We start from the raw sequence: 16,045 nt of genomic DNA, 5'->3' as shown, positions 1-16,045 counted from the left end.
TGTGAGTGTCGCAATTTTCGACACCACAGCGGGAAAACCCGCCTCCCCGAAAGGCACACCTATGCGTATCCGTTCCACGAGCGCCCTCGGAATCCTTGCCATTGGCGCCCTCGCACTCACCGCGTGTTCGAGCCCCGCAGAGGCCGACCCGACAGCCTCTGACCCGAACTCGCCGATCACCTTTGCGGCGACACCCCTCGGCGACGACCCTACTGCAGAGAACCCGATTAAGGCTTTCGCGGCTCTTGTTGGAGAAGAAACCGGCCGTGATGTCGAAATCGTAGACGTGCCCGACTACACCGCGGTCGTTGAAGCCATCCGCAATCACCACGTCGACATCGGGTTTATGAGCGGTTTTCCGTCTGCCCTCGCCGTCAACACTGGTGAGGTCGACGCGCTCATCGCCTGGCCCGGCAACGACGAACCGGTGTCAACCTGTCTGGTGCTGAACAACTCGAAGCTCAAGACGCTCAAAGACATCACTCCCGAAACAGTGGTTGCGTTCGCGGACCCGGCTTCGAGCTCGGGATACTTCATGCCGGTGGCGATGCTGCATGAGGCAGGCCTTGAAAAAGACAAAGACTACAAGGGCATGTTCTCTGGTGGGCACGACATGAGCTTTACCGCGCTCAAGGAAGGGCAAGCAGATGTCGCTTGCACCTCAACAATTTTCCCGAAGATGGCTGGCGAAGGCAACGCAATGTTCCCCTTTGAAAAGGGGGAAACCCGGTCGATCGGTGAGAGCGCCTCGATGCCGGTTTCGGTGGCGGTGCTGGCCGACCAGAACCTCGCAGCCGACAAGCGTGACCTGCTTCTGAAAGGGCTACCCGAGGTTTTCACCGAGAAAAACCGCAAGCGTCTCGGAGCGATGATGGAGGCGATGCAGGGCACCGAACCGGTTCTCGAACCGGAAAAGGAGATGTTCCAGCCGTTCGTCGACATCGCCGCAATCGCTGGCGTTGACATCTCGGACCTCAAATAGGCAGGTGGATCAACGATGTCTATGACACTGAGCAAACCCGTGGCTCGCGACGCGCACAACACGGTCTCCAGCACTGGAGATCCCAGGCAGCAGTTGCCTCTCGTCTCGGTGCGCAACCTCAAGGTTGCTTACGGTGATGACCCTCTAGTGCTCGACGGGGTCGACCTGGAACTCTTTGCGGGTGAGATGGTCGCCCTGCTTGGTTCTTCGGGATCTGGTAAGTCAACGCTCATGAAGAGCCTCACCGGGTTTGCTCCCGTTAGCGGTGGCGAAGCTCGGGTGGTGGGGTTCGATCTCAAGAACCTGCAGCGTGGTCAACTGCGCGACGTGCGGGCATCGGTCGGTCAGGTGTTCCAGCAGTTCAACCTCGTTGGGCGATTGAGTGTGCTCACTAATGTGTTGACGGGAGCTCTGCACAACGCGGGGCCATTGAATCTTGTCGGCGGCTTTACGAGCGCGCATCGCAAGCGGGCGTTGGAGCTACTGGATCGGGTCGGGATCGCGCACAAAGCGAAGGATCAGGCCCGAACGCTTTCAGGAGGCCAGCAGCAGCGGGTCGCCATCGCTCGAGCCCTGATGCAGAGCCCAAAGCTGATTCTCGCTGATGAACCGGTCGCGTCGCTCGACCCGAAGATGTCTCAAGCGGTGCTTGAACTGCTGCACCAGATTGCCAGGGAAGACGGCATTCCCGTGCTGGTGAGTCTCCACGTGCTGCCGCTCGCGCTGCAGCACTCCGACCGCATTGTTGGGTTACGTCATGGCGAGGTGCTCGTCTCGGCGCCCACCCGTCAGCTGGATGCAGCGATTCTCCAACCGCTCTATGACCATGACGCTGAGGAAGGAGACCTAGATGGTGCTCTCGCAGCCTGACACGGATCGGAAGAATACCCCCCAGCACCCTCAGCTCGATGCTGCCGAGCGAGTACGGCTCGAGCGCGCGTTCCGGGCGCCACGCGCACGTTTTATGCTCGGGTTGCCACTGGTTGTGCTGATCCTCGTCTGGTCGTTTGTCGGGGCAAAGTTCGACTTTGCCAAGCTCGGCGAGGGATCTGTCAACATGATGACCTTCGTCTCACGCATGTTTCCGCCGACGTGGGAGAAAATCGGCACTATCGTGTCGTTGCTGATCGAAACCCTACAGATGGCGGTTGTTGGCACGGCGCTGGGAGCGGTGCTGTCGCTGTTTGTTGCGTTTGGTGCAGCATCCAACATTGCGCCGAAATGGCTGTACTACCCGACGCGCTGGCTGATGAACGTGATCCGATCCTTGCCTGACCTGGTGTTTGCGCTGATGTTTGTCTCGGCGGTCGGGCTCGGACCCTTCGCAGGCATTCTCGCAATGACAGTTGGATCGATCGGTTCGATCGGCAAGGTCTTCGCCGAGGCGATGGAGTCCGTTGACGACGGACCGATGACCGCGATGCGCGCGGTGGGAGCGTCTCCTCGCCAGGTCACCCAGTACGGAGTGCTCCCACAGGCTGCTCCGCTTCTCGTGTCGTACACACTCCTACTCTTTGAGGGCAATGTGCGCGGCGCGACGATCCTCGGCATGGTGGGTGCCGGAGGCATAGGCCTCGAACTCACCACGGCAATGAAGATGTATGACTACGGTCACCTCAGCGCCATCGTTATCTGCATCATTGTGCTCGTGACCGTCATTGATCAACTGAGCGCCATTATTCGAAGGAAGATCACATGACCCTCATTGACAGTGTCACCGCACGCTCGCTGCACGAAAGCGCAACTGTGGGATCGCGCGCGATCCCACTCACCCCACCCGTCAACCTGCGAGATTTGGGTGGCATCCCGATGTGGGGCGGACGGGTGCGCGAGGGGTTCGCGATCCGCGCTGATGACCTCGCGACGGCAAGTGCGGGCTATGTCGAAGGGCTCGTGAGTGGCGGATTGCGGGCCGTGATCGATCTGCGTTCGCAAGACGAGCTCGATATTACCGGGCGAGGCCCGCTTGGCGAACAAAGCGCAGTGAGCTACCATCATGTGCCACTCATGGCGAGTATCGGGAGCGCGGTCGAGAAGGCCAGCGGCTCGGACGGCACCGAGAGTCGCAACACCATGATGGATCAAAGTTCCTATGGGCCCATGTACCTGCGCATGTTTGAAACTGCCGCCCCGCAAATCGTGACTGCGCTCGCGGTGATTGCTCATGCGCCGGGGGCCGTCGCGTTCCACTGTGCCGCAGGGCAGGATCGCACGGGCGTGCTGGCAGCTTCGCTGCTGCTAGCGCTCGGCGCGAGCCGGGAAAGCGTCGTTGCCGACTATGTGGCCACGGGGGCTAACTCCGAAGCCATTCAGATACGCATTTCGCCCGTGCTTGCTCCGCTTGTTCAGCGCATGGGGTTTGACCTCAATGAGGCCGCCCGAGCGGCGACCCGCAAAGTGTTCTCCGATGCGCCGATGCGCGAGGCGCTCGATACGCTCACTGAGCGTCACGGTGATCCGCTTGAGCCGTTGCGCGTCGGGGGCCTCACTGACACGCTCGTTGACGCCCTTCGTGAACGAGCGCTTGCGCCAGAGCGTGGCTGATACCTCGGTTGAGCGCCGCCCGGGAAGGCCTCGAACCCAGATGCTCGGTGAGCGTGTGCTTGAGGCTGTCTCGCAGTTGCTGGAATCGGGCGAGACCATTTCTGTGCGGCGCGTTGTTGAGACGAGCGGGGTAAGCAAGGCCGCGATCTACCGCCGGTGGCCCGGGGTAACCGAGCTCATCGCAGCGGCTCTGGACCGCGGTCGTACCCCTTACGGCATCAGCCTTTCAGGGGACCTTTTAGAGAATCTACTCGAGGCGTTATTAAGTGATGATGCAGAGGCCGGGTACTCCGAAGAGAGACTGCGCACGAGGTTGCGGTTATCACTTGTGGATCGTGAGCTTCAGCAGACCTACTGGACACATCACATCACTCGCCGTCGAGCAGGCCTCCTGGAGCTCTTGCGGGAAGGAGTGGCGAGAGGTGAACTGCGAGCGGATCTCGACTTCGACGCCTGCAGCGATCTGATGACCGGCGTGTTTTACTATCAGATCGTGGTGCGAGGAGACTCGCTGAGTGAGTCCGCAACACGTGACCGCTGCCAAGCCGCGCTCAGAGTTGTCTGGCGCGGCATGCTCGCGTGACGATGCTTAAATTACGTAAAAGTCCGCGGCGTCCGGCATCTCGGCCGGTGCGCCGCGGCGAGGGCGACCGTGAGCCGGGATTCCCACGAGCGTCGTCCACGGGGGAGCAGAGTGAACCACAACCGCGTTTGCGCCCACGGCGCTGTCGTGGCCGAGTTCTATATTGCCAAGCAGCTTCGCACCAGCCCCAAGGATCACGCGATCCCCAATCGTGGGGTGGCGTTTACCACCGTGGTGGCCGGTACCGCCGAGTGTGACCCCGTGGTAAATGAGCACGTCGTCGCCAACGATCGCGGTCTCGCCGATCACCACACCCATACCGTGATCGATGAACAAGCGACGGCCTATGGTTGCTCCGGGTGGATCTCAATCCCGGTAAAGAACCTGACAATCTGAGAGATGGCGCGCGGCAAAAAGCGGAAGCCGCGATTCCACAGCTTGTGAGACACCTGATGCCACCACACCGCGTGGAGCCCGGAGTACACAAAAAACACCTCAAGCGGTCCGCGCGCTGCTGGATCGTGCGCGCGGGCCGCTGAGATGTCTTCGCGAATGCGAGAAAAAATGCTCACATCGTCCTTCTAAAGTTGAAACTAAACCGCCAGATCCTCGAACAGCACCGTCGAGAAGTAGCGCTCGCCAAAGTCTGGCACAACCACAACGATCTTCTTGCCAGCGTTTTCGGGACGCTTTGCAATCTCGGTCGCGGCCCATACAGCAGCGCCACCCGAGATGCCCGCGAGGATACCCTCGTCGGTGCCGAGCGCACGAGCCTTCGCGATGGAATCGGCGAGCGTCACGTCGATGACCTCGTCGTAGACGTCGCGATCCAGAATGTCGGGCACAAAGTTGGCACCCAGACCCTGAATCTTGTGGGGGCCAGCCTTGCCCTCGGTCAGCAGTGGCGAGTCGACGGGCTCAACCGCGATGACCTTGACGTTCGGGTTCTGTTCCTTGAGATAGCCACCCGCTCCGGTAATGGTGCCCCGGTGCCGATCCCCGCCACAAAAATGTCGACGGTGCCGTCAGTGTCGTTCCAGATCTCGGGCCCTGTGGTGGCGCGGTGAATCGCCGGGTTCGCGGGGTTGCCGAACTGCTTCGCGAGCACAGCCCCGGGGGTGTTCGCGGCAATCTCTTCGGCCTTGGCGACCGCACCCTTCATGCCGAGTGGCCCCTCAGTGAGCACAATCTCTGCGCCGTACGCGGCAAGAAGCTTGCGGCGCTCAACGCTCATGGTCTCGGGCATGGTCAGGATCACGCGGTAGCCGCGGGCGGCCCCGACAAACGCGAGCGCGATTCCAGTGTTGCCGCTCGTGCCCTCGACGATCGTGCCGCCCGGCTTCAAGTCGCCTGAAGCTTCGGCAGCATCGATGATGGCGATGCCGATACGATCCTTGACACTACCCGCCGGATTGTAGAACTCGAGCTTCGCGTAGACATCAGCAGTCGCCCCGTCAGTGACGCGATTCAGCCGCACCAGCGGGGTGTTGCCGAATGCTTGCGTAATGTTTTCGTACGTCCTTGCCATGAGAGGCTCCTTCGAGTGCTCGACCAAAAATCCTTCACAAACTATAGCGTCAGCTTATCTGAGGATTATTCCCATGTTATGTACTGTGACGAAGCATGACCGTGAGTGTGGCAGAGTTGAGCGGTGACACACGACTTGAACGCACTGCTCAAAGAAATCCGCGCTGAACTGGCTGACGCCGGCATTGAGGATCCGGCAGCCGACGCCGAGCTCATTGTTGGACACGTGCTGCGAGAACCCCGTGGTCGTGTGCAGGCGCTCGCGGTGATGGGCTCTGAAATTACTGAGCAGCAGGCCGACACCATTCGTGGTCTCTCGGGGGAGCGTGCCTATCGTGTGCCGCTTCAGCATCTCACCGGGAAGGCGCCATTTCGCGGTATCGAGCTTGCTGTCGGGCCCGGTGTCTTTATCCCGAGGCCAGAAACAGAGTCTGTCGCGCAGTTCGTGATTGATGCTCTGCAACAAGTGCAGGATGCAGAACCCATCGCTGTGGATCTCTGCACCGGCAGCGGCGCCATTGCCCTGTCGCTCGCACAAGAGGTGCCCCACACTCGTGTGTGGGCCGTCGAGAAGAGTGTGGAGGCACACGCTTGGGCGAGTCGTAATGTGGGTGACCTCGGAGATGGCCGCGTCGAGTTGCTGCTCGGTGACATCGCTGACCTCGACCGCCCAGACTGGGAATCCACGCAGCTTGGTCGAGCCTTTACGCCGTTGCGGGGTCGGGTCAATGTGCTCGTTTCGAACCCGCCATACGTTCCCGCAGACATGGTGCCCCGGGACCCTGAAGTTCGTGACCACGACCCCGAACTAGCGCTCTACGGCGGCGCCGACGGCCTTGATATCGTGCGCATCATCAGTCGTGTGGCTCAGCGTCTGTTGCTGCCTGGCGGCCTCCTCGTGTTGGAGCATGCGGAAACCCAGGGTGCGGCAATCCAGAGGCTGCTGACCGCTGCTGGCTGGCACGCAGCCGCCACCCACCCGGACCTCACCGGACGAGACCGCACAACAACTGCCATTCTCGATGAGGTTTAGCGGGGTTTACATAAGCAACGTGCCCTAAACTTGCGAGTTATGGCCGAGGTGTTTGACTGCTCTGATAGTTCCCAACTGCTTTCGGGCACCCGCACCGCGCGGCATACCCTCGGGCGGGGTGAACTCGTTGTGATACCAACGGACACTGTCTACGGCGTTGCAGCCGATGCATTCAGCCCTGAGGCTGTGCAACGTTTGCTTGACGCGAAGGGGCGTGGCCGACAGTCGCCACCGCCGGTCCTGATCCCAAACTCGGAGACACTTGCAGCGCTCGCGGCCGAGGTCACAACACCTTTGACCCAGCTCGCTGAGGCCTTCTGGCCCGGTGCGCTCACCATCATTACGCAGGCGAACCCGTCGCTGAGCTGGGATCTCGGTGACACCGGCGGTACGGTGGCGCTGCGGATCCCGAATCACCCCCTTGCCCTTGAACTGCTGCGGGAAACTGGTCCCCTCGCGGTCTCGTCGGCAAATAGAAACGGCGAACCGGCAGGGCGAACCGCCGAGGCCGCCCGTCAAATGCTCGGGGATTCGGTTGCCGTCTACCTCGAGGCGGGGGAGAGCGACGGGGAAGGTCTCGCTTCCACGATCATCGATGCAACCAAGCTCACTGAAGAGGGCGGCACACTGCGCATTTTGCGTCAGGGAGCCGTGACTCGTGAGGCGATCGCTGAGTTGCTGCCCGAGGTGGCGATGGAAGCCTAACTATGCCCTATCTCATAGCGTTTTTGATTGCGGCGGTTGTGACTGCGGCGGCATCATTTGTGGTGCTCCGTGTCAGCCAACGCTTCAAACTCGCGCCCGAGGTGAGAGCGCGCGATGTGCACAGCACACCCACGCCCCGGCTTGGTGGCATCGCGATGTTGCTGGGGGTGTTTGCGGCGTTCGGGATCGCCGCAACCCAGAGCGAGTTTGCCCCACTTTTTGAGGGCACCAATGAAATTTGGGCGCTCATTGGCTCCTGCGCCATCGTTGCGGGAGTTGGCATTCTTGACGACTTGCTCGACCTGGACTGGATGATCAAGCTTGCGGCTCAGCTCATTGCAACCGGATTGCTTGCTTGGAACGGCCTGCAGATCGTGTCGTTGCCAGTGGGCAACACTGTGTTCATTGCTTCGCCAGCGGTGAACTTCGTTATCACCGTGTTCCTTATGACACTCGTTATGAACGCGGTAAATTTCGTTGACGGACTTGACGGCTTAGTAGCGGGAGTTGCGATTATCGCCAACTCGGCATTTTTTGTTTACACCAGAATGCTCAGCGCACAGGCAGCCGGACTTGAATCGGTGACGTTCGCGAGCCTCATCGCTGCGATTGTCGTTGGTATATGTGTCGGTTTTATCCCGTTCAACTGGCACAGAGCGCGCATGTTCATGGGAGACACAGGCGCGCTTCTCGTGGGGCTGCTTATGGCTACTTCTACTGTTTCAGTTACCGGGCAGCTTAACCCCGCCGATCTCGACATGAAGCTTGTTCTGGCGAGCTATGTGCCGATCATTCTTCCGATTGCCGTCCTCGCGTTGCCGCTCATTGATTTCTCGCTCGCCGTGATCCGGCGTCTGAAAGCGGGCAAGAGTCCGTTCACTGCGGATCGCCTTCACCTGCACCACCGATTGCTCGATATGGGCCACTCGCCGCTGCAGGCTGTGCTGATCTTCTACCTCGGCACTGCGGTGCTCTCCGTGGCCATGTTGCTCGTGTTTACGACACAGGCCTTTCTCTGGCCGATTATTGTGCTCGTCGTTGGGGAGTAGCGACCTTGCTGATATTGCTCTACCCAGCCGAGCGGGTGCGTGACGCGGCCGCCCAGCGCGGCTTGATAACGTTGAAGCGCGCAAAACCAAAGAAGATCGCGGAGCCCCTACCGGGCCCGCAAACGAAAGGAACGTCGAGTGACTAACCCCGTGCTGCCCGAATCGAATGAATCGGGAACCGGGACGATGCCCACCTCCCAGCCGATCCTGCTGCGTGCGCTGCGTTGGGGCATCATTGCCACCGTCGCGCTCATTGTGGTGTTCGCTGTGATTGGATGGCTCGTAGCCGACTCCCGTGGGCTCGTTGGCGGGGTGCTTGGCGCCGCAATTGGTGGTGTGCTGCTCGGAATTACCGTCGGCAGTATCGCCTTCGCGAACCGCTTCATCGAGAGCCCCTCGTACATCATTATTTTCTTCAGTGTTGTGCTGGGATCTTGGGTCGTGAAGTTCATCGGGTTTATCGTCGCTGTTGTTCTTCTGCGTGATCAGCCCTGGCTTGATCCGACGATTATGTTCTTTGGGATCATCTCTGGAGTGTTGGTTTCAGTGATCATTGACGTGCTGGTGGTTGCAAAATCGCGCATTCCTTACGTTTCTGACGCACCCGAATCCTGATTTCGGTTTCGTTTGGCCTCAAAACATTGTTAGGATTGTGCTTGTCCCTGCCAGGCCGCTGAATAGTGGTGTGTCTAGAAGTGCCGGGGGCACGACCATCGTTCGACGAAGTGCAGACTTGAGCTGTACCCCGAATCAGGAGAATGGCGCTGTTCGCAAACGCTACGCAATTCGTGACCTCCAGTCTGCTGGCATCTGGGGATGGTGAGTTTCACCCACCGTCTCTGAGCGAGTTCTATCCCGAGGCGCTCTGGTTTGAAGGCACCCCTTCGAAATTAACCGGATCATGCTCATCCGCATCATCATGACTGTGGTGCTGCTCGTACTTTTCTGGCTCGGAACCCGCCGTATGCGCGTGATCCCGACCCGTGGACAGTCCCTCACCGAAATGGCGATGGACTTCGTGCGCATCAACATTGCCGAGGATCTCCTCGGCAAAAAAGATGGTCGCCGGTTCCTGCCGCTTTTGATGACCATGTTCTTCTTGATCCTGGCCTTCAACATCACGGGCATCATACCGTTCATGAACATTGCTGGTTCGTCGGTTGTCGGCTTCCCGATTGTGCTCGCCGTGATCTCCTACGTCATGTTTATGTACGCGGGTATTAAGAAGAGCCCGGGCAACTTCTTCAAGAACTCGCTGTTCCCTGCCGGTGTGCCTTGGGTCATGTACATCATCGTGACCCCGATCGAGTTTCTTTCGACGTTCATCATGCGTCCGATCACCCTCGCGCTTCGACTCCTCATGAACATGCTCGTCGGTCACCTCCTGTTGGTGCTCTTCTTCGCCGCGACGCAGTTCTTCCTCTTCAGCGCAGACGGTATCTTCAAGCTGTTCGGTGTTGGCACCTTTGCCTTTGGCTTCGCCTTCACTCTCTTTGAGATTCTGGTCGCCGCGCTGCAGGCCTACGTCTTTACACTTCTCACCGCTGTCTACATCCAGCTCGCGCTGGCTGAAGAGCACTAACCAATCGGGTTCGGCCTCCGCCGCACTCAAATACGGAAGGAAACACACACTGTGTCTGTTCTCGCTGAAATCAATGGCAACATCGCAACCGTCGGTTACGGTCTCGCTGCTATCGGCCCCGCAATCGGCGTGGGTATCGTTGTTGGCAAGACGATCGAGGGTGTTGCTCGTCAGCCCGAGCTCGCTGGACGTCTCCAGGTCCTGATGTGGATCGGTATCGCCTTCACCGAGATGCTCGCGCTGATCGGTATCGCTACCTACTTCATCTTCACGAACTAGTCCACCTCCTCAAGTCTCGAAAGGGAGGCACTGATGCTCAACGCAGTGATCTTTGCCGCTGCTGAGGAAGGTGCGGTTCAAAACCCGCTACTTCCTGCTACATACGACATCGTCTGGTCGGCAGTCTGCTTCGTCATCATTCTCGTTGCGTTCTGGAAGATCTTCCTTCCGAAGCTCACGGCGATGCTCGACGCACGTGCAGAAGCCATCGAAGGTAATATCGCCAAGGCAGACGAGGCACAGGCTAAGGCCGAGGCCGCGCTGCAGGAGTACACCGCGCAGCTCGCAGGTGCTCGCCAGGAAGCTGGCGAGATCCGCGATTCAGCTCGCTCCGACGCCACCAAGATCGTGGCAAAGGCCAAGGAAGATGCGACTGTCGAGCAGGCACGCATCACCCAGGCCGCCCAGGCCCAGATCGAGGCAGAGCGCCAGAGCGCCGCTGTCTCACTGCGCAAGGATGTCGGATCGCTCGCAATCGACCTCGCCTCGGGCGTTGTCGGTGTGTCTCTCTCGGACGATCAGAAGGCCTCCGCGCTTGTTGATCGCTTCCTCGCTGATCTCGAAGCTTCAGAGAAGGCAGCCAAGTAATGGGCAGCGCGTCACGCGAGGCTCTCGCCAAGGCCCGGGCTTCACTGCAGGGACGGCTGAGCAAGACTGCCGGCAGCGAATTGCTTGAGGCTGCCGACCGCATCGCAAAGGCACCCGCTCTCGTAGCTGTGCTGGGTGATGCTTCGGCAACAACCGAGAGCAAGACCCAGCTTGTGGAGCGCCTATTCGGTTCGCTCTCAGCTGGCGCGCGTGGCGTTCTCGTCGCAGCGGTCACTGAAGCTTGGTCAAACACCGACGAGTTTGTCGCCGGTGTCGAAGAGCTTGGCCTTCGTGCCGAGGCTCTCGCCAATGCCGAACTACCTGAAGAGTTGCTCGCGGTGGCAGATCTGGTTGATCGCAGCCACGAGCTTCAGCTCAGCCTCGGCAGCAAGTTGATCGAGGCAGAAGGTAAGGTCAGCCTCGTACAGCGACTGCTCGCGGATAAGGCCTCGGCCTCCGCCATCTCGGTTGTCAGCCACTTGGCTGCCAACCCGCGTGGTCGTCGCCTTGACGTAGCACTGCGTCAGGCAGCTCGGGTCGCCGCCGATCAAGAAGGCTTCGAACTCGCAACGGTTACCGTCGCAGCTCAGCTTTCCACGGAACAGCAGGATCGATTGGCTCGCCTTCTAGAGCAATCCGCAGGTCGCCCGGTTAAGGTCACGACTGTGATTGATCCTGAACTCCTCGGCGGTGTGCGCATTCAGCTCGCCGACGACGTGATCGACGGCAGCGTTCGGGCACGCCTGGACGACCTCCGACAGCAGCTCGCGGCTTAGGCCTTTACTTCAAATACCGGAGGCGAAACCTCCGGAACAGACAGAGGAAACGAAATGGCAGAACTCTCAATCAGCCCGGACGAGATCCGTGACGCGCTGAAAGACTTCGCTGCGTCATACGAACCGGCGCAGGCTGACAAGACCGAGGTCGGCACCGTTGTTGACGCCGCTGACGGCATCGCACACGTTGCTGGACTTCCCGGCGTAATGGCAAACGAGCTTGTCCGCTTTGAAGACGGCACGCTCGGCCTTGCTCAGAACCTTGACGAAGACGAAATCGGCGTTGTGGTGCTCGGTGAGTTCACCGACGTCGCAGAGGGCCAGCCCGTCACCCGCACCGGTGAGGTACTCTCGGTGCCAGTGGGCGAGGGATACCTCGGTCGCGTGGTTGATCCACTCGGTAAGCCGATTGACGGCCTTGGTGAGATCGCAAACATCGAGGGGCGTCGTGCACTCGAACTGCAGGCGCCCGGCGTTATGCAGCGTAAGTCGGTTCACGAGCCGCTGCAGACGGGCATCAAGGCGATTGACGCCATGATCCCAGTCGGCCGCGGCCAGCGCCAGCTGATCATCGGTGACCGCCAGACCGGTAAGACAGCTATCGCGATCGACACCATCATCAACCAGAAGGCGAACTGGGAATCCGGCGACGTCACTAAGCAGGTGCGTTGCATCTACGTTGCTATCGGCCAGAAGGGCTCGACGATCGCCTCTGTGAAGGGCGCGCTCGAAGACGCTGGTGCCATGGAGTACACCACGATCGTGGCTTCTCCCGCTTCAGACCCCGCAGGCTTCAAGTACCTTGCTCCCTACACCGGCTCGGCAATTGGCCAGCACTGGATGTATGACGGCAAGCACGTTCTCATCATCTTTGATGATCTCTCCAAGCAGGCTGAGGCCTACCGTGCGGTATCGCTACTGCTGCGTCGTCCGCCGGGCCGCGAGGCTTACCCCGGTGACGTCTTCTACTTGCACTCGCGCCTGCTGGAGCGTTGTGCAAAGCTCTCCGACGAGCTCGGCGCGGGTTCGATGACCGGTCTGCCGATCATCGAGACCAAGGCAAACGATGTTTCTGCATACATTCCGACCAACGTGATCTCGATCACCGACGGCCAGATCTTCCTGCAGTCCGACCTCTTCAACGCGAACCAGCGCCCCGCCGTTGATGTGGGCATCTCGGTGTCTCGTGTTGGTGGCGACGCTCAGGTGAAGTCGATCAAGAAGGTCTCCGGCACGCTCAAACTTGAGCTTGCTCAGTACCGCTCGCTCGAGGCCTTCGCGATGTTTGCATCCGACCTCGATCCGACGAGCCGTCGCCAGCTTGCACGCGGTGCTCGACTCACCGAGCTGCTCAAGCAGCCGCAGTACACGCCGTACCCGGTTGAAGAGCAGACCGTGTCGATCTGGGCCGGCACCAAGGGCTTCCTCGACGATGTTCCGGTTGAAGATATTCTCCGCTTCGAGCGTGAGTTCCTCGACTACCTGTCGCGCAACTCAGAAGCTCTGAACACGCTGCGCAAGACTAACGTGCTCGATGACGACATCGTCGCTGAACTCGAGGCAAAGGTCGAGAAGTTCAAGAGCGAGTTCCGCACTTCGGCTGGACAGTCGCTGGCCGAGCAGTTCGACGCCATCGACGAGTCCGAGATCAAGCAGGAGCAGCTGGTCGTTTCCAAGAAGTAGGGCATCCCGGTGGGGGCGAAAGCCCCCACCGACCCCGAACTCTTAACAACCAGCCAGCCCCGACCGAAACAGGAGAGACATGGGAGCGCAACTTCGGGTCTACCGGCAGAAAATTCGTTCTGCCCAGACGACCAAGAAGATCACCCGTGCGATGGAGCTGATCGCGGCATCTCGCATTCAAAAGGCGAAGGCACGCGTTGAGGCTTCGACGCCCTACACGACCGCGATCACTCGCGCCGTCTCGGCCGTCGCCACACACTCGAACACCGAACACCCTCTGCTCGTTGAGGCAGAGAAGGTTGAGCGGGCAGCCGTCGTTATTTTCACCTCGGATCGCGGCCTCGCAGGCGCTTTCAATTCGCAGGTTTTGCGAGAAGCAGAGGAGCTCAGTGAGCTTCTCCGCGAAGAGGGCAAAGACGTTGTGTACTACCTGATCGGTCGCAAGGCCCAGGGGTACTTCTCGTTCCGCCGTCGTGCTTCTGAGCGAGTGTGGACTGGTGACACCGAGAACCCGGGCTTCGAGACAGGTAAAGAGGTCGCTGACGCGCTTCTTGACGTCTTCGCGCGTCCGGCTGAAGAAGGCGGCGCACAAGAGATTCACCTTGTGTACAACCGCCTCATCAGCATGGTTAGCCAGTTGCCTCAGGTTCACCGACTTCTGCCCTTGCAGATCGTCGAGGGTGTTGCCGAGGCCACTGACGCGCCTGAGCCGCTGTACGAGTTCGAGCCAGACGCAGATGCAGTTCTTGGGCAGCTTCTGCCCGCCTACATCGAGTCGCGCGTGTTCAACGCGATGCTCGAGTCGGCCGCCGCTAAGCACGCTGCGACGCAGAAGGCGATGAAGTCCGCGAGCGACAACGCAGACACGCTCATTCGCGACTACACTCGCCTCGCAAACAATGCGCGCCAGGCAGAGATCACCCAGCAGATTTCCGAGATTGTGGGCGGCGCTGACGCGCTGTCCGGCTAAACGCTACGAAGAGAGAGAATCATGACCGAAACCGCCGCAGTGGCGACACAGGTTGTCGGGCGGATCGCTCGAGTAACCGGGCCCGTCGTCGATATTGAGTTCCCGCACGATGCGATTCCCGCCGTGTACAACAAGCTCGAGACCTCCATCAGCCTTGGTGAGGGTCAGGAGTCGTTCACACTCGTTCTCGAGGTTGCTCAGCACCTCGGTGACAACCTGGTTCGTGCGATCGCCCTGAAGCCGACTGACGGACTCGTCCGTGGCCAGGATGTCGTTGACACCGGCGGCCCCATCACGGTGCCCGTTGGTGACATCACCAAGGGTAAGGTGTTCGACGTTGCAGGCAACGTGCTGAACCTGCCTGACGGCGAGAAGATCGAGGTTTCCGAGCGCTGGAGCATCCACCGCACGCCCCCCGCTTTTGATCAGCTTGAGTCGAAGACTCAGCTCTTTGAAACCGGCATCAAGGTTATCGACCTCCTGACCCCCTACGTACAGGGTGGAAAGATTGGTCTCTTCGGTGGTGCCGGTGTTGGCAAGACCGTTCTGATCCAGGAGATGATCCAGCGTGTTGCGCAGGATCACGGTGGTGTGTCCGTGTTCGCCGGTGTTGGCGAGCGTACCCGTGAGGGTAACGACCTGATCCACGAGATGGAAGAAGCGGGCGTCTTCGACAAGACCGCACTTGTATTCGGCCAGATGGACGAGCCGCCGGGGACGCGTCTCCGTGTGGCGCTGTCGGCGCTGACCATGGCGGAGTACTTCCGCGATGTGCAGAAGCAGGATGTGCTGCTCTTCATCGACAACATCTTCCGCTTCACGCAGGCTGGTTCCGAGGTTTCGACGCTGCTTGGCCGCATGCCCTCCGCTGTGGGCTACCAGCCGAACCTCGCCGACGAGATGGGCATCCTCCAGGAGCGCATCACCTCGACCCGCGGCCACTCGATCACCTCGCTACAGGCGATCTACGTTCCCGCCGATGACTACACCGACCCGGCTCCCGCCACGACGTTCGCGCACCTTGATGCAACGACCGAGCTGTCGCGTGAGATCGCGTCGAAGGGTCTGTACCCGGCTGTGGATCCGCTGACCTCAACCTCGCGTATTCTTGATCCCCGCTACTTGGGCGAGGACCACTACCGCGTGGCCACCACGGTCAAGCAGATTCTGCAGAAGAACAAGGAACTCCAGGAGATCATCGCGATCCTCGGTGTCGATGAGCTTTCTGAAGAAGACAAGATCACCGTAGCGCGCGCACGTCGCATCCAGCAGTTCCTCTCGCAGAACACCTACATGGCGAAGAAGTTCACCGGTGTTGAGGGTTCGACCGTTCCGCTCAAGGACACGATCGAGTCGTTCGACGCTATTGCCAAGGGTGAGTTCGACCACGTTGCTGAGCAGGCGTTCTTCAACGTCGGTGGCATCAGCGATGTCGAAGAGAACTGGGCAAAGATGCAGAAAGAACTGGGCTAATCATGGCCGAACTCAACGTGAGTGTCGTCTCAGCTGAGCGACGTGTCTGGGAGGGCGCTGCCACCCAGATCATTGCGAAGACCACTGAAGGCGAGATCGGTATTCTTGCGGGGCACCAGCCCATGCTTGCGATCCTCGCCGAGGGTGAGATTCGTGTGACCACTGCCAGCGGAGAGAAGATCGCCGTGGACGCAGCGGGGGATTCCTCTCGGTCGACCACAACACCGTGACAATCGTTGCTGGTAAAGCTGCTGTTGCTGCCTAACCTCTA

Annotated in this window: 15 protein-coding genes and 4 pseudogenes; 17 read left to right on the top strand and 2 right to left on the bottom strand. The window is 60.0% G+C overall.

Translation table 11 applies throughout. The annotated features are described in order from the left end of the window. The first annotated feature begins 61 nt into the window (after nt 1-61). The 5 genes from phnD to G7066_RS11305 are packed head-to-tail and all read left to right on the top strand — an operon-like array spanning nt 62 to nt 4,109. Nucleotides 62-982 (top strand): phosphate/phosphite/phosphonate ABC transporter substrate-binding protein, encoded by a 921-nt coding sequence (gene phnD, locus G7066_RS11325; RefSeq protein WP_166332043.1) that lies wholly within the window; start codon nt 62-64, stop codon nt 980-982. A gap of 15 nt (nt 983-997) precedes the next feature. Next, nucleotides 998-1,852: a phosphonate ABC transporter ATP-binding protein gene (locus tag G7066_RS11320; protein ID WP_205881440.1), complete on the top strand. Its 855-nt coding sequence runs from the start codon at nt 998-1,000 to the stop codon at nt 1,850-1,852. Beyond that, nucleotides 1,833-2,681: a phosphonate ABC transporter, permease protein PhnE gene (gene phnE / locus G7066_RS11315; RefSeq protein ID WP_166331174.1), complete on the top strand. Its 849-nt coding sequence runs from the start codon at nt 1,833-1,835 to the stop codon at nt 2,679-2,681. Before G7066_RS11320 ends, phnE begins: the two co-directional genes overlap by 20 nt. Continuing rightward, complete coding sequence (locus G7066_RS11310) at nt 2,678-3,526, top strand: tyrosine-protein phosphatase (protein WP_166331172.1); 849 nt, start codon at nt 2,678-2,680, stop codon at nt 3,524-3,526. Before phnE ends, G7066_RS11310 begins: the two co-directional genes overlap by 4 nt. After that, on the top strand, nt 3,495-4,109 hold the full coding sequence (locus tag G7066_RS11305) for a TetR/AcrR family transcriptional regulator (RefSeq protein ID WP_244302944.1): 615 nt from the start codon (nt 3,495-3,497) through the stop codon (nt 4,107-4,109). The genes G7066_RS11310 and G7066_RS11305 overlap by 32 nt, the downstream gene beginning before the upstream one ends. A 6-nt stretch (nt 4,110-4,115) precedes the next feature. Here the strand turns inward: G7066_RS11305 and cysE are convergent. Further along, a pseudogene (cysE, locus tag G7066_RS11300) lies at nt 4,116-4,681 on the bottom strand (serine O-acetyltransferase). Between the two features lie 21 nt (nt 4,682-4,702). Then, a pseudogene (gene cysK / locus G7066_RS11295) lies at nt 4,703-5,637 on the bottom strand (cysteine synthase A). A 123-nt stretch (nt 5,638-5,760) separates the two neighbouring features. On the opposite strand from cysK, the gene prmC reads away from it, so the two are divergent. The 12 genes and pseudogenes from prmC to G7066_RS11235 all read left to right on the top strand — a co-directional run bounded on the left by prmC (nt 5,761) and on the right by G7066_RS11235 (nt 16,039). Beyond that, nucleotides 5,761-6,669, top strand: coding sequence for a peptide chain release factor N(5)-glutamine methyltransferase (gene prmC, locus G7066_RS11290; protein WP_166331170.1), 909 nt, complete (start codon nt 5,761-5,763; stop codon nt 6,667-6,669). Between the two features lie 39 nt (nt 6,670-6,708). Then, nucleotides 6,709-7,374 carry an L-threonylcarbamoyladenylate synthase gene (locus tag G7066_RS11285; RefSeq protein ID WP_166331168.1) on the top strand — a complete coding sequence of 222 codons (666 nt, stop codon included), beginning with the start codon at nt 6,709-6,711 and terminating at the stop codon, nt 7,372-7,374. Nucleotides 7,375-7,376: 2 nt separating this feature from the next. Beyond that, nucleotides 7,377-8,423, top strand: a complete 1,047-nt coding sequence (locus G7066_RS11280; RefSeq protein ID WP_244302943.1) for a glycosyltransferase family 4 protein — start codon at nt 7,377-7,379, stop codon at nt 8,421-8,423. A gap of 138 nt (nt 8,424-8,561) precedes the next feature. Beyond that, on the top strand, nt 8,562-9,038 hold the full coding sequence (locus G7066_RS11275; protein ID WP_244302942.1) for a Cg1360 family ATP-synthase-associated protein: 477 nt from the start codon (nt 8,562-8,564) through the stop codon (nt 9,036-9,038). Between the two features lie 143 nt (nt 9,039-9,181). Continuing rightward, nucleotides 9,182-10,005 (top strand): annotated as a pseudogene (gene atpB, locus G7066_RS11270) (F0F1 ATP synthase subunit A). A gap of 51 nt (nt 10,006-10,056) precedes the next feature. Beyond that, nucleotides 10,057-10,284 carry an ATP synthase F0 subunit C gene (gene atpE, locus G7066_RS11265; protein WP_166331164.1) on the top strand — a complete coding sequence of 76 codons (228 nt, stop codon included), beginning with the start codon at nt 10,057-10,059 and terminating at the stop codon, nt 10,282-10,284. Between the two features lie 33 nt (nt 10,285-10,317). Next, nucleotides 10,318-10,872 carry a F0F1 ATP synthase subunit B gene (locus tag G7066_RS11260; RefSeq protein ID WP_166331161.1) on the top strand — a complete coding sequence of 185 codons (555 nt, stop codon included), beginning with the start codon at nt 10,318-10,320 and terminating at the stop codon, nt 10,870-10,872. Then, nucleotides 10,872-11,648, top strand: coding sequence for an ATP synthase F1 subunit delta (atpH, locus tag G7066_RS11255; RefSeq protein WP_166331159.1), 777 nt, complete (start codon nt 10,872-10,874; stop codon nt 11,646-11,648). Before G7066_RS11260 ends, atpH begins: the two co-directional genes overlap by 1 nt. Nucleotides 11,649-11,702: 54 nt before the next feature. Beyond that, nucleotides 11,703-13,331: a F0F1 ATP synthase subunit alpha gene (atpA, locus tag G7066_RS11250; protein WP_166331157.1), complete on the top strand. Its 1,629-nt coding sequence runs from the start codon at nt 11,703-11,705 to the stop codon at nt 13,329-13,331. A 79-nt stretch (nt 13,332-13,410) separates the two neighbouring features. After that, nucleotides 13,411-14,301 carry a F0F1 ATP synthase subunit gamma gene (locus tag G7066_RS11245; protein WP_166331155.1) on the top strand — a complete coding sequence of 297 codons (891 nt, stop codon included), beginning with the start codon at nt 13,411-13,413 and terminating at the stop codon, nt 14,299-14,301. A gap of 21 nt (nt 14,302-14,322) precedes the next feature. Then, on the top strand, nt 14,323-15,774 hold the full coding sequence (gene atpD / locus G7066_RS11240) for a F0F1 ATP synthase subunit beta (RefSeq protein WP_166289899.1): 1,452 nt from the start codon (nt 14,323-14,325) through the stop codon (nt 15,772-15,774). Nucleotides 15,775-15,776: 2 nt separating this feature from the next. Next, nucleotides 15,777-16,039 (top strand): annotated as a pseudogene (locus G7066_RS11235) (F0F1 ATP synthase subunit epsilon). Nucleotides 16,040-16,045: the final 6 nt, after the last annotated feature.

Source organism: Leucobacter coleopterorum (assembly GCF_011382985.1).
Taxonomy (GTDB): domain Bacteria; phylum Actinomycetota; class Actinomycetes; order Actinomycetales; family Microbacteriaceae; genus Leucobacter; species Leucobacter coleopterorum.
The sequence above is the reverse complement of the archived record's forward strand: the minus strand, read 5'-3'. Positions and strand labels throughout refer to the sequence as shown.